At 41.3% G+C, this 12,744-nt stretch carries 13 protein-coding genes; 11 read left to right on the forward strand and 2 right to left on the reverse strand.

The genetic code is table 11. From position 1 onward, the window contains the following. Positions 1-8: 8 nt before the first annotated feature. The 7 genes from E2P86_RS00290 to E2P86_RS00320 all read left to right on the forward strand — a co-directional run bounded on the left by E2P86_RS00290 (position 9) and on the right by E2P86_RS00320 (position 5,871). Positions 9-1,169 (forward strand): THUMP domain-containing class I SAM-dependent RNA methyltransferase, encoded by a 1,161-nt coding sequence (locus E2P86_RS00290; RefSeq protein WP_085474198.1) that lies wholly within the window; start codon positions 9-11, stop codon positions 1,167-1,169. Position 1,170: 1 nt separating this feature from the next. After that, a complete protein-coding gene (locus E2P86_RS00295; RefSeq protein ID WP_085473982.1) occupies positions 1,171-1,824 on the forward strand; it encodes an HD domain-containing protein in 654 nt (217 codons plus the stop codon). Positions 1,825-1,885: 61 nt separating this feature from the next. Further along, positions 1,886-2,647 carry a glycerophosphodiester phosphodiesterase family protein gene (locus E2P86_RS00300; protein WP_085473983.1) on the forward strand — a complete coding sequence of 254 codons (762 nt, stop codon included), beginning with the start codon at positions 1,886-1,888 and terminating at the stop codon, positions 2,645-2,647. Positions 2,648-2,651: 4 nt separating this feature from the next. After that, positions 2,652-3,488, forward strand: coding sequence for an endonuclease/exonuclease/phosphatase family protein (locus E2P86_RS00305; RefSeq protein ID WP_085473984.1), 837 nt, complete (start codon positions 2,652-2,654; stop codon positions 3,486-3,488). A 148-nt stretch (positions 3,489-3,636) separates the two neighbouring features. Further along, positions 3,637-4,893: a peptidase T gene (gene pepT / locus E2P86_RS00310; protein ID WP_134429971.1), complete on the forward strand. Its 1,257-nt coding sequence runs from the start codon at positions 3,637-3,639 to the stop codon at positions 4,891-4,893. An 82-nt stretch (positions 4,894-4,975) separates the two neighbouring features. Continuing rightward, positions 4,976-5,299 (forward strand): carboxypeptidase-like regulatory domain-containing protein, encoded by a 324-nt coding sequence (locus E2P86_RS00315; protein WP_085473986.1) that lies wholly within the window; start codon positions 4,976-4,978, stop codon positions 5,297-5,299. A gap of 8 nt (positions 5,300-5,307) precedes the next feature. Beyond that, complete coding sequence (locus tag E2P86_RS00320; RefSeq protein ID WP_085473987.1) at positions 5,308-5,871, forward strand: nitroreductase family protein; 564 nt, start codon at positions 5,308-5,310, stop codon at positions 5,869-5,871. 41 nt (positions 5,872-5,912) lie between these two features. Here the strand turns inward: E2P86_RS00320 and E2P86_RS00325 are convergent, their stop codons facing one another. Then, positions 5,913-6,554 (reverse strand): hypothetical protein, encoded by a 642-nt coding sequence (locus E2P86_RS00325; RefSeq protein ID WP_085473988.1) that lies wholly within the window; start codon positions 6,552-6,554, stop codon positions 5,913-5,915. Then, on the reverse strand, positions 6,544-7,092 hold the full coding sequence (locus E2P86_RS00330) for an RNA polymerase sigma factor (RefSeq protein WP_085473989.1): 549 nt from the start codon (positions 7,090-7,092) through the stop codon (positions 6,544-6,546). The genes E2P86_RS00325 and E2P86_RS00330 overlap by 11 nt, the downstream gene beginning before the upstream one ends. Before the next feature lie 171 nt (positions 7,093-7,263). Between E2P86_RS00330 and rsgA the strand changes: the two genes are divergently transcribed. The 4 genes from rsgA to E2P86_RS00350 all read left to right on the forward strand — a co-directional run bounded on the left by rsgA (position 7,264) and on the right by E2P86_RS00350 (position 12,644). Continuing rightward, positions 7,264-8,184, forward strand: a complete 921-nt coding sequence (gene rsgA, locus E2P86_RS00335) for a ribosome small subunit-dependent GTPase A (protein ID WP_134429974.1) — start codon at positions 7,264-7,266, stop codon at positions 8,182-8,184. A 97-nt stretch (positions 8,185-8,281) separates the two neighbouring features. Then, positions 8,282-10,129, forward strand: coding sequence for an AsmA family protein (locus E2P86_RS00340; protein WP_134429977.1), 1,848 nt, complete (start codon positions 8,282-8,284; stop codon positions 10,127-10,129). A 46-nt stretch (positions 10,130-10,175) separates the two neighbouring features. Next, positions 10,176-11,954 (forward strand): TrkH family potassium uptake protein, encoded by a 1,779-nt coding sequence (locus tag E2P86_RS00345; RefSeq protein WP_085473992.1) that lies wholly within the window; start codon positions 10,176-10,178, stop codon positions 11,952-11,954. Between the two features lie 3 nt (positions 11,955-11,957). Further along, entirely contained in the window at positions 11,958-12,644 is a 687-nt protein-coding gene (locus tag E2P86_RS00350) for a potassium channel family protein (RefSeq protein WP_085473993.1), read from the forward strand. Positions 12,645-12,744 lie beyond the last annotated feature (100 nt).

The raw sequence follows: 12,744 nt of genomic DNA on the forward strand, positions 1-12,744 counted from the left end.
AAAATATGATGGAAGTTTTCAACACCCCGAATAAAGTTATTGTAACCTGCAATAGGCGCTTGTCTCCTTATCTTGAGCAGGAAGTTAGAGATTTAGGCTTTACCCCCGTTCGTGTATTCAATACCGGATTGGAACTGAAAGCATCTGTAAATGAATGCGTTCGATTGAATTTGCACCTGCGTGTCGCAAGTCAGGTTTTGTACGAGATCAAGTCTTTTCGCGCAAGTAATCCAGAGGAACTATATCGTAATTTGGTGGAGATTCCTTGGGAAGAATTGATCCCGTTCGATAGTTATTTTTCGGTCACATCAACCGTACACAACGAAACGATCACCACACCGTTGTTCGCGAATGTTAAAGTGAAAGATGCGGTGGTGGATCGTATAAAAGATAAAAAGGGAATGCGTCCGAACTCAGGGCCAGATTTTCACCGGTGTGTGATACATCTACACTGGATGGAGGATCGGGCCGAGATCTTTTTGGATACATCAGGTGAAACCTTGGCTAAACACGGGTATCGTAAACACCCAGGAAAGGCTCCTATGCTAGAGGCTTTAGCGACATCAACCATTATGGCAACCCAGTGGGATGGAAAAAGCCCTTTCGTGAATCCGATGTGTGGTTCTGGAACCTTAGCGATTGAAGCAGCTTTGATTGCACAGAAGCGTATGCCAGGACTTCAGCGGATGAACTATTCTTTTATGCACTTTATAGGTTATGATGAAGAGGTGTTTTTTGAGGAACGGAGAAAACTAAAAGATGTAACCGATAAAAATAATCTACCCAAAATTATTGCTTCCGATATTTCGGAGGAAGCGATAGAAATCGCAAAGATGAATGCTAGAACCGCAGGGGTAGAGCATGTTATTGAATTTGAGGTGTGCGATTTTGCGAAGACAACAGTACCAGAAGGTGCCGGGGTAATTATGTTCAATCCAGAGTATGGCGAACGTCTGGGGGTACATAGCAAGCTCGAGGAAACCTACAAGCGAGTGGGAGATTTCTTGAAGCAAGAGTGTAAAGGATACCGCGGATATGTATTTACGGGAAATCCGGATCTGGCGAAGAAAATAGGCTTGCGTGCATCACGTAGATTTGAATTTTTTAACGGAAAATTAGATTGTCGTTTATTGCAATACGAACTATACGACGGTTCTAAAGAAAAATAACATGTCGGAGTCAGAGATTATCGAAAAAACGGCACTCTTTGTTCAAGACCAATTAAAAGGTGCAGAGTCGGGCCATGATTGGTGGCATATCCAACGGGTGTGGAAGAATACGAAGCTGATTTTGGAATCAGAAACTGCCGACATTTTGGTGTGCGAGCTGACAGCTTTGCTGCATGATATTGCAGATAGTAAATTTCATGGAGGCGATGAAACCATAGGTCCACGTATTGCAGGCGACTTTCTGCGGACTTTGCCTATGGAGGAAGCCAGGATTCAACATGTTCAAGATATTATTCTTAATATGTCTTACAAGGCATCCCTTGGAACGGTATTATTCCATTCCAAGGAACTTGAAATAGTTCAAGATGCAGATCGATTGGACGCGATTGGTGCCATAGGTATCGCACGTGCGTTTACATATGGCGGATTCAAGAACAGAGAAATTTATAACCCCAATATTCCATTTCAGGAGAACCAAAGTAAAGAAGAATATAAAAATACCACCGCTCCGACAATCAATCATTTTTATGAAAAGCTGCTTCTGCTTAAGGATAAAATGAATACGGATACCGGGAAAAAGATTGCGGCAGGAAGGCACCAATATATGGAGGCCTTTTTGCAACAATTTTATGGGGAATGGAACGGAGAGTGCTAACTTAATACTGCCTTAATTTGAAATCGCTATATTCGTCTTACTAAATCTAAGAAATATACCGATGAAAAAAACAACCCTGTTATTAACAGTGCTTTCCGCCATGAGCATCACCGCTTTTGCGCAAACCAATATGATTGCCCACCGTGGAGCGTGGAAGAACACACATGCGCCACAAAACTCTTTACAGGCGTTAAACGATGCCGTAAAACAGAACGCTTGGGGATCTGAATTTGATGTGCACCTGACCAAGGATGATGTGCTTGTTGTCAACCACGACAACGATTATTACGGAATTGATATTGCGACAGCTACGTACGACGAACTTTTGGCGAAGAAACATCCAAATGGAGAGTCGATCCCCACAGCGGAGGCTTATCTAAAAGAAGGGCTTAAGCAAAAGGGAACCAAATTGATTTATGAGTTGAAAACAAATAAATTAGGTAAAGAGCGGACACTGAAGGCGGCCGAACTCTCGGTTGCATTGGTTCATAAACTAAAAGCCGAAAAGCAAGTGGAATATATCGCATTTAGTTATGATGCGTGTTTAAAAATAAAAGAGAAAAATAAGAAGGCAAAAGTTCATTATTTAACAGGAGATAAGTCGCCTCAACAGTTAAAGGAGGTTGGTCTAGATGGTTTAGATTATCATTTTGCGGTTTATAAGAAAAATCCAAATTGGATTCAAGAAGCAAAAAGTCTAAAGCTCAAAACTAATGTTTGGACCGTCAATACGGAAGCTGATATGAATTATTTCATCAACGAAAAGGTTGATTATATTACCACCGATGAGCCAGAGTTGCTAAATAAGATTTTGAAAAAATAATAGAATGAAAAAGATTGCTTTGTGGGGCGTATTATTGTTCTTCTGTATGGGAACGGCGCTGGGACAGGAGATGAATGTTGCTTCCTATAATATTAGATTAAAGACAACCGCTGATGTCGGTAACCTGTGGGACGACCGTAAGGATGCGTTAACTGACCTGATAAAATATCATGAATTTGAAATTTTTGGTGTACAAGAGGCTTTCATAGAACAGCTTCAAGATATGGAGGTGCGGTTGCCGAATTTCGGCTATGTGGGAGTCGGGCGCGATGATGGCGCACAAAAGGGAGAACATTCAGCTGTTTTTTACAATAAAAAGCGATTTACTGTTATCAAAAGTGGTACGTTCTGGTTATCTGCAACGGATACAGAAAAACCAAATAAAGGCTGGGATGCTGCTTTACCTCGGGTTTGTACCTGGGGTGTTTTTAAGGACAAGAAAAGCGGCAAACAGTTTATTTTTATGAACACCCACTTTGATCATATCGGAAAAGAGGCGAGAAGAGAAAGTGCTAAGTTAATTATGATGAAAGCAAAAGAGCTGGCCAAAGGTCTTCCCTTGATCTTAACGGGCGATTTTAATGTAAATGAAAATGATGAAGCATATTTCACACTGGCAAATTCGGGCTTTGTGCAAGACGTTTATACCTTGTCTCCGCTTGTTTATGCACCCAATTCTTCTTTTAATGGATGGGGAAAAAGCCTGAAAAAAGCAGAGCGGATTGATCATATTTTTATAACAAAACCATTCAAAGTATTGAAATACGGAATTCTTACAGATACCTACATGAGTAAGTTCCCATCGGATCATTTTCCTGTGGCGGTAACGCTAAGATGGTAACTGTTGGTTAATTCTAGCGTCGAAAAGCACCCTTTTCGATTTTATCTATTACCTTTGTTGTTCGATAATAAAGGGAAAACAGGGCGTCTGAATATCCTTTAGATGCCCTGTTTTTTTAGAACATATCGACATACTAAAATAATACCCAATGAGTTTAATAAATTCGATCAAAGACTTTACTGTGGCGGAACGCTTTATGCGTTACGTGCAGGTAGATACCGAATCTGACCCATCATCAACAAGTTTTCCGTCGACGGAAAAACAAAAAGACCTAAGTCGGCTTTTAGTTCAAGAATTGTTGGATATGGGCGTTAGTGATGCGCACCTAGATGAGCTCGGCTATGTCTATGCCACAATACCAAGTAATACTGAAAAGGACGTTCCTGTTATTTGTTTCTGTTCACATGTAGATACCTCTCCTGATTGTTCGGGAAATGGGGTTAAACCACTGGTGCATGCGAATTATCAAGGACAGGACATCATACTCCCGGACGATAATTCTGTTGTTATTCGTTTTGCAGAACATCCCGATTTAAAAAATCAAATTGGTCATGATGTTATCACGGCAAGTGGTACCACCCTGCTAGGGGCTGATGATAAAGCGGGCGTAGCAGAGATTATGGATGCCGCACGCCTCTTAATGAGCAACCCAGAAATTAAGCACGGTGAGATTAAGATTCTATTTACACCAGACGAAGAAATTGGTCAGGGCGTAAATCACGTCGATCTGAAAAAACTGGGTGCTGATTTTGGTTACACAATGGATGGAGAGAAGGCAGGGACAATTGAGGACGAGACCTTCTCGGCAGATGCTGTACGAATTAAGATCCAAGGGATTTCTGTGCATCCAGGTTTTGCTAAAGGAAAGATGCAGAGTGCATTAAAAGTTGCGGCCCAAATTGTGTCTAGCTTACCAAAGGATAGGCTATCACCAGAGACGACAGCTAAAAAGGAGGGTTTTGTGCACCCGAATGGTATCAGCGGAGGTGTGGATATGGCGGAACTAGATTTTATCGTTCGTGACCACAATACATCGAATCTTGAAGCGCATGAGCTAGAATTACGTACGATTGTAGATGAGGTTGTTAAACAGTTCCCTGGCGTAACCTATACGTTTACTGTGCAAGAGCAGTATCGCAATATGAAGGAAGTTTTAGATCAGCACCCTGAAATTATGGATGTGGGACTAGAAGCGATAAAAAGAGTAGGCTTAACACCGGAGCGAAGAAGTATTCGTGGTGGTACCGACGGTTCGCGTCTTTCATTTATGGGGCTACCTTGTCCGAATGTTTTTGCGGGCGGCCATGCTTTTCATGGGAAGATGGAGTGGGTAAGTCGTCAAGATATGGAAAAAGCGGTCCTCACAATTCTACACATTGTGAATGTTTGGGAAGAACGGGGTTAGTATAATGTTTGTAAACAAAGAACTACATTTTGTTCCCTCAAAATGATTAGTTTTGTTTGTAAGAAATTATTAATCAATAGATATGAAAAAGTTAGTTAGTTTAATTGCGTTTTGTTTTTGCAGTGTACTCCTTTTTGCACAAGGAAATGTGGATGTAAAAGGTAAAGTAACAGACGAAAACGGTAAAGCGATTGCCAATGTAGAAGTTGTGGTAAAAAACACAACACAAACGGTAAAGACAAATGACCAGGGAGAATATACCGTATCGCTTCCAGAAGGAAAGTATGTGTTCAAATTTACAAGACTTTCTTACGGAACAAAAACGGTGCTCGCACAAGTTGTTTCAAATACCGAGTTGGATGTCGCTTTAGAGAAAATTCACAACTCGAAAACATCACGCCGATAACACAATATATGTCAAACGAAGTATTAAAAGCAATTCAGTACAGAAGAACGGTAAACCAGAACAGTTTTACCGATAAAGAGATAACAAAAGAAGATATCCTTACAATTTTGGAAGCGGCCAATGCCGCGCCAACCCACAAACGTACGCAGCCGTGGCGCTTTGTTGTGTTCCAAAAAGAAGGTTTAGTCAGACTTGGGGCAGAATTGAGTCGCATCTATAAAGCAGTGACTCCTGCAGAGAAGTACACCGAGGCTACCGAACAAAACATGGGAAAGAAAGCGACACAATCTAATGTGGCTATTGCAATCGTGGTTAACTACACGGGCGAGCTTCCCGAGTGGGAGGAACTTGCAGCAACAGCGTGTGCCGTACAAAACTTGTGGTTGGCAGCACATTCTATTGGTTTGGGGGGCTACTGGGCTACACCGGGACTAATCAATCATTTAGGAGGTTTCTTGAATTTAGAAGAAAATCAAAAATGTATTGGGCTTTTTTACCTTGGACACCACGAGAGTGAACCACGCGAGCCGGCTCGCTCTCCTATCGCAGATAAAATTCGCTGGGAGCTATAAGAATAAAAAAAGCGCATGTTAAAATTTAACATGCGCTTTTTTTATTCTGGAAATATAATTTTTATACGACCCGCACTGCCGGTCCACTTAGGACCTTTGGCAAACAGCTCTTTAACTTCTTTCGAAATCGGATGATCGTTATCAACATCCGTCTGTATATCGTATGCCGTTCCTGAAGAGTTAACTTTAAAGGAAACAATTAACTCTTTTGTAGGATTGTTACCAGAGTAGTTCGTTGATAAGTAGTTGTCAAAAGACTCCCATCCATCAATTGGCTGTGCATTAAAACCAACAACAGGTTTACTTACCACTTTTTGTAACGCGCTATCCATCAGTTCCACTTCTGTGATGTTGGACTGATCTCTATTGGGAAAATAACGTATCAGAAGAAGTGTGGAAACAGCTATAAACAGAACAGCAGCGACCAAACCGATTGCTAATCGCTGCCAGTTAAAGTAATGTCGATCCTTCAAAAAGGCATGTGCAGCAACACGCTTTTCCAAGCGTTGCTGTAGGAGACTTAGAGAACGAGCATCCACGCCTTTTTGCAGTCGGTAACCATCAATAGCGTCCTGAAGAAAAGGATCTTGCAACGCTTCCTGTTCGAGGGCGTGCATGTCATCTCCGCTCATCAAGCCATTCACATAATTGTGTATTCGAGATAGTTGATAATTATTTTCCATTTTTCTTCTGCTCCATGCAAATTTTTAAATTTCGCTTACCATTCTGGATATAGCTCTTTACTTGATTATAGTCAAAGCCCGTCGTCTCCATGATCTCTTTATAGCACTTTTGTTCCAGATAAAATAACCGTAAACAGGTTTCTTGACCGGGCTGTAGTTGTTGCAGACAGATGCTCATCGCGTCAAAATCGGCTTCTACCCACTTGTGATCCCCGTCATCACGGAGCTTTTGCTCACTCTCAAACAAATGTTCTTCAATATCGACAAAGCTTGTACCCTTTCCTTTGCGCAACTGCATCAGGCAGTAGTTTTTCGCATACACGTATAGCCAACTTTTAAAATTGTCTACCTCGTGTTGACGCAATTTTTGAATGAGCTCTTCAAATATTTGCATAACAGCGTCTTGTGATTTTTCCTTGTCTTGCAAATACTTGAAACAGACCCCGTAGAGTAACGACATATAAGGCGTATACAGCTTTCCCAAGACGGCGAGATCCCCCGTTTGTTTATAGTGTAAAAGCAACTCCTTTTCGTTCATCAGCGGTCTACTTTGTATTGTGATGCTTGAAGATACAAAATTCCATAAAGGATTGTTAAAATTATGTAGTATGCCCCCTTTTTTATTATCTTTCCTTAGAATCGAGGCTTTAACTTTTTTTTCCGATTTTTGTAGTACGATGGATATATATCAAGCACAAATTCTATAGATATGCGGGGGTTGGTTACAAAGTCAACTGGTAGTTGGTATCAGGTATTGGCCGATGAAGGAGAACGGGTAGAGTGTCGTATTAAAGGAAAATTCAGAACAAAGGGAATAAAGACAACGAATCCAATTGCTGTGGGGGACTGGGTCGTGTTTGAGATGGAGCCCGGACAGGAGACAGGGGTCATCACGCATTTGGAGCCTCGAAAAAATTATATTATACGGAAATCGGTCAATCTTTCTAAGCAGACGCAGATTATTGGAGCGAATCTAGATCAAGCAATATTGGTTGTAACTTTGGCCTCCCCGCCGACGTCTCTCGGTTTTATCGATCGGTTCCTTGTAACGGCAGAAGCTTATAGTATCCCTGCGATTTTGGTTTTCAATAAATTAGATCTCTTTTCTGAGGAGGGATTAGAAATTCTACAAGAATATAAAGCTATATATGAAAATATCGGTTACGCATGTTATGAAGTTTCCGCACAGGAAGGGACAAATATGGACGTTCTTCGGGCAATTTTGAAAGATAAAATTACACTGGTATCAGGCCATTCTGGGGTGGGGAAATCAACACTAATCAATGCTATTGAGCCTTCGGTCCAACTGAAAACAGGTGAAATATCAGATTGGTCAGATAAAGGGAAACATACAACAACATTCGCCGAAATGATTGACCTTTCTTTTGGAGGAAAACTGATCGACACACCAGGAATTAGAGAGCTTGGCGTCGTAGACATCGAAAAGGAAGAGCTATCTCATTTTTTTCCAGAAATGCGTGCGCGTTTAAACACATGCCGGTTTAACAACTGCCAGCATATAAGTGAACCCGGATGTATGGTTTTAGAGGCGGTGGAGTTGGGCGAAATAGAGCCATCTCGATACGATAGTTATTTAAGTATTTATAATAAACAAGATAGTAGAGGGTAACACACACCTAAAAAGTGTCGGTGCCTAAAAGAAGAGGTTTTGCAAACATAAGGGAAGGATACTTGTTTATTGTAAAAGGATAAAAAACAAGCGGCTTATGAAGAATATTTGGAAGTGGATTCTTGGCGTTATTGTACTACTTTTTATAGGGGTTCTTTGTGGCGGCTGGTATCTATCCCGAAATTGGAAACCGCTAGCAGAAGAGAAGTTAGCTGCGTTTGTAAAGGAAGCAAGTAAAGGACTTTATACCGTGCGGTATGATGCGCTTGATATTAATCCGACTATAGGTAATATCTCTTTCAAAAACCTAAAGCTCAAAGCTGATACTGCAGTCTATGGATTGCTGGAAGGGCAGCAAAAAGCGAGTAATAATATGTTCGATATCGAGATGAAATCGTTATATATTAAACGCTTTTCACTGTGGGACCTGATCCGAAACAGGAAACTTTCCATTAGCTCCATTGAATTGGAAGATGTGGTGCTTCATCTCACGAATAAGTATCACCAATACAACGATACCATCCCAAATACGGCAAAAAAGGATTTCGGAGAGAGTCTTAAAAAAGTGCTGTCGCAAGTTTCGGTCAATCGGATGGCCGTGGATAAAATTTCTGTTCGATATACAACACTTTCAGAGCAAGGAAAAAAAATAAGCGAGATTAAACATCATGATATCGCGATTCAAGTGGGCGATTTTTTACTTGATAGCGTATCGGCTCTAGATACGACAAGGCTCTTCTATACGCGTAAAATAGTTGTGGCTATCCCCGCATTTAGCCACCGTTTTTCTAACAACCCGTATAAAGGTAGCTTCGAAAAACTAGTCCTAAATACGGAGGAAAAATCAGTTGTGCTGACTAAGGGACGCTATGAACCGACAGTGACACCTGCGGCTTATTATCGTATGAAAGGGGAGAATAAAGCATTAACGTATTTGCGCGTAGATAGTTTAAGGTTGGATGATTTTGATTTTCATCGTCTTTTAGACGAACGCGCATTGGTATCTAAGAAGGTGTTGCTACGGAAGGGGTATGCTAAATTCTATGGAGATAAGCGCTTTCCCAAAAAACCAGAAAATCAGATCGGTCAGGCTCCGCATCAAAAAATTATGAGATTACCGGTGAAGCTTATCTTGGATACGGTCGTCGTGCAGCATATGGATGTGGTATATACCGAGATGGGAGATCGCTATCAGCGAGAGGGAACAATCGATTTTATTAGTTCAAGTGGTCACTTGACTAATGTTACAAATGATACATTAACGCTACAGAAGCATCCCTATATGCGAGCCGATCTGAAAACTAAGGTTATGAATAGTGGAGCTCTGCATGTGATATTTAGTTTTGATATGTTGAGCCGAGCTGGAGCTTACAGCTATAAAGGAGAGGTTGGTCGCATGCAGGCGCCACCTTTTAATCGAATTCTTCACCCTTTGCTCAACTTTGATATTGCGACTGGAAATATTAAACGAATTAGCTTTAATATGCAAGGAACCGATCGCAAAACAACGGGTACCTTTTATTTTGACTACGACCATATGAAGGTTCGATTACCTGATATCCCGCGGAAAAACGGGAAGAAGACATCGGGAAAGATTGTTTCTTGGGTTGTGAATCAGCTGCTGATCAACGATAGTAATCCGGATGCCAATGAGGTCTATCACGTCGGTAAAGTTGATTATGTTCGTGTCGCAGACCATACGTTCTTTAAAAATATCTGGAAGAGTCTGCTTGAGGGTATAAAGCAAACAGCGGGAATTAGCAAAGAACGAGAAGATAAGCTTTTAGGGCAAGCAGAATCAACGGTAAAAGCGGTTGCTGAGACCAAAAAAATTATGGAAGGAACGAAAAAAGTATTGGGAGAGACAAAGAAGGTGGGGCAGAAGACAGGAACATTTTTCAAAGGGTTGTTCAAGAAGAAACCTAAAGAAGCAGAGGAGGAATAACCGTGGGCATGGTGTATGTCGTCCGATTATTTTAAGTTTGTAGCTAATGGAACGTTTTATTGAATTATTACGGTATTTAGTAAAGTATAAAAACAACCGCATAGATCAGATGATGTTCTATCTTAGCCTGTTTTGTATCTGCGTTGTTATTATACATATTGGATATACAACAGATGCTGAAGTCGCTGCGGTAACGGAACGAACGATCTTAGTGATGTTCTACAGTCTGTTTGCCTTAACCTCATTACGTACCTTGGCGACCTTTTTTGTGGAGCGGAAGCTTAGTATTTCTCAAATATCAGGGTTGATACTAATTGCTTATTTTATGTTGATTGCTGTTGCTAGACTTCGCCCAGAGGCTTATTTTGCGAAGCAGGAATGGGTGTATCTTGGAATTGCGATCTTATTTCTGTCTGAATTATCTCGAAATAGTCTTTTCTTTGATAATTTCTACTTCAACCCTACGATCTTGTTTGTTATCAGTTTCATTGCATTGATTTTGCTTGGAACGGTACTGCTTATGTTACCGAGAACAACGATTGTAACGCCCTTAAATTTTATTGACGCCTTGTTTATGGCAACCAGCGCGGTGTGTATTACGGGGTTGTCGGTCACGGATATCTCAACGAATTTCTCCACCTTCGGGCAAGCTGTGGTTATGATTCTTATACAGGTCGGTGGATTGGGGATTATGACATTTACCGGTTTTTTTGGCTACTTTTTCTCGGGCGGATTTTCGTACAAAAACCAACTTATGTTTGGTGAAATTCTTGGCGAGAATAAACTCAATGATGTAATCTCTACCTTACTGACTATTATCTTTATAACACTTCTTTTCGAGTTTATCGGTGGCGTCATGATTTTTTCTTCCTTGGATACAGAGCAGTTTGATTCCTTGGGGGATCGGATCTTCTTCTCGGCTTTTCATGCCATATCTGCGTTCTGTAATGCCGGCTTTTCGATTCTTCCTGATGGAATAAACAATATAGGCTATCGCTTTAATTATGCCTTTCAGCTTTGTTTGTCTAGTCTTTTTATTTTGGGTGGGTTAGGTTTTGGAACAGTATATAATTTTTATACGTTTGCCCGACACAAAATAAAGGGGCTTGTCAGGCGCCTCATTTTACGGAAACCGCATGCACATAAGCCACAGGTTTTTACATTCAATTCTCGATTTGTATTGCTATGCAATGCTATTGTGGTGGCTGTGGCGACTATAGCTTATTTTCTATTGGAACGCGGGAGCACATTGGGCGATGATAGTACGATAGCTGGAGAGTGGGTGACATCCTTTTTTATGGCAAATTCTTCGCGATCAGCGGGCTTCAATAGTGTGGATGTTAATTTCGTAACCGCACCGACGCTTATTATGATTGTTTTGCTCATGTGGATCGGTTCTTCCCCAGGTTCGACAGGAGGCGGGGTAAAGGTAACCACTGTTGCTGTTGCCTTGCTGAACATCTTCTCCTTAGCGCGAGGCAAAGAATCTATTGAAATTCATAAACGACGCATCGCAGCAGAGTCTGTAAATAAGGCTTTTGCCATTATTTTACTTTCGGTTCTGGCTATCGGAGTAAGTTTTATTTTGCTGAATTTTACGGATGATGAAAAGCCTATGAAAAGTCTATTGTTTGAAGTGGTTTCCGCCTATACAACGTGCGGTTTAAGTCTAGGCGTTACGCCCTCTTTATCACCTTTAGGTAAGGTTATTGTTATTTCGACGATGTTTGTGGGTCGCGTGGGAATGTTAACCCTGCTGGTGGCTTTTATTAAGAATACACGGAACAAGAGTTATATTTATCCAACAGAGAAAATATTATTTTAGCGTATGAAGTATATCATATTAGGGCTGGGCCATTTTGGGAAATCACTTGCGGTACATCTGACAGAGCTGGGCCATGAAGTTATTGCCGTAGATAAGAATTTGACTATCGTCGAGCAACTAAAAGATAAGATTACCTATACGGTGTGTATGGATACCACGGATCGCGAAGCGGTAACATCCTTGCCTTTGAGTGACTGCGATGCGGCAATTGTCGCTATTGGCGAAGATGAAGGGGCATCCTTACTGACGACCGCGTTACTAAAGCAGCTGAACGTGAAACGTATAATTGGACGAGTAGTGTCTGATTTACAAAAAACGGTGCTTCAAGCGATGCAGATTGAGGAGCATGTGATGCCAGAAGAGGAGGCTGCTGAACGATTAGCGATGCGACTGGACAATGTGGATATTGTGGATTCTTTTAAGGTATCTGATCGTTATTCGATCATTGAAACGCGGGTGCCCAGTAAGTATATTGGGATGACACTTCGCGAAGCGGATTTGACAAATCGATATAAAATTATTGTACTCACCACGGTGAAGTCTTTTGAACAGCAGGTAAAAGGCAAGCTGATTCAGCGGAAGGAAGCGTCGGGAATTGCGGGGTCAGAGACGGTGCTTGAGGAAGGTGACCTTTTGGTGCTTTTTGGCGAGCTCGCCGATATCAAGAAGTTGATCCAGAAGGTGGAATAGGTTTATCGAGAGAATTAACTGTTTCGTCGAGGTTTAATGCTTGCTTGACGAATTTGTTGGTGAAAATCAGTTGATTATCTGCGTTTCAAACCTTTTGCAT

The sequence above is a fragment of the Sphingobacterium psychroaquaticum genome (genome assembly GCF_004421025.1).
Lineage (GTDB): Bacteria > Bacteroidota > Bacteroidia > Sphingobacteriales > Sphingobacteriaceae > Sphingobacterium > Sphingobacterium psychroaquaticum.

What these genes read in the sequence shown, in the direction of transcription:
- E2P86_RS00320 (WP_085473987.1), top strand. Translation starts at nt 5,308, where the DNA reads ATGTCAAACGAAGTATTAAAAGCAATTCAGTACAGAAGAACGGTAAAC.
- E2P86_RS00345 (WP_085473992.1), top strand. Translation starts at nt 10,176, where the DNA reads ATGGAACGTTTTATTGAATTATTACGGTATTTAGTAAAGTATAAAAAC.
- E2P86_RS00290 (WP_085474198.1), top strand. Translation starts at nt 9, where the DNA reads ATGGAAGTTTTCAACACCCCGAATAAAGTTATTGTAACCTGCAATAGG.
- E2P86_RS00305 (WP_085473984.1), top strand. Translation starts at nt 2,652, where the DNA reads ATGAAAAAGATTGCTTTGTGGGGCGTATTATTGTTCTTCTGTATGGGA.
- E2P86_RS00325 (WP_085473988.1), bottom strand. Translation starts at nt 6,554, where the DNA reads ATGGAAAATAATTATCAACTATCTCGAATACACAATTATGTGAATGGC.
- rsgA (WP_134429974.1), top strand. Translation starts at nt 7,264, where the DNA reads ATGCGGGGGTTGGTTACAAAGTCAACTGGTAGTTGGTATCAGGTATTG.
- E2P86_RS00315 (WP_085473986.1), top strand. Translation starts at nt 4,976, where the DNA reads ATGAAAAAGTTAGTTAGTTTAATTGCGTTTTGTTTTTGCAGTGTACTC.
- E2P86_RS00340 (WP_134429977.1), top strand. Translation starts at nt 8,282, where the DNA reads ATGAAGAATATTTGGAAGTGGATTCTTGGCGTTATTGTACTACTTTTT.
- E2P86_RS00295 (WP_085473982.1), top strand. Translation starts at nt 1,171, where the DNA reads ATGTCGGAGTCAGAGATTATCGAAAAAACGGCACTCTTTGTTCAAGAC.
- E2P86_RS00300 (WP_085473983.1), top strand. Translation starts at nt 1,886, where the DNA reads ATGAAAAAAACAACCCTGTTATTAACAGTGCTTTCCGCCATGAGCATC.
- E2P86_RS00330 (WP_085473989.1), bottom strand. Translation starts at nt 7,092, where the DNA reads ATGAACGAAAAGGAGTTGCTTTTACACTATAAACAAACGGGGGATCTC.
- pepT (WP_134429971.1), top strand. Translation starts at nt 3,637, where the DNA reads ATGAGTTTAATAAATTCGATCAAAGACTTTACTGTGGCGGAACGCTTT.
- E2P86_RS00350 (WP_085473993.1), top strand. Translation starts at nt 11,958, where the DNA reads ATGAAGTATATCATATTAGGGCTGGGCCATTTTGGGAAATCACTTGCG.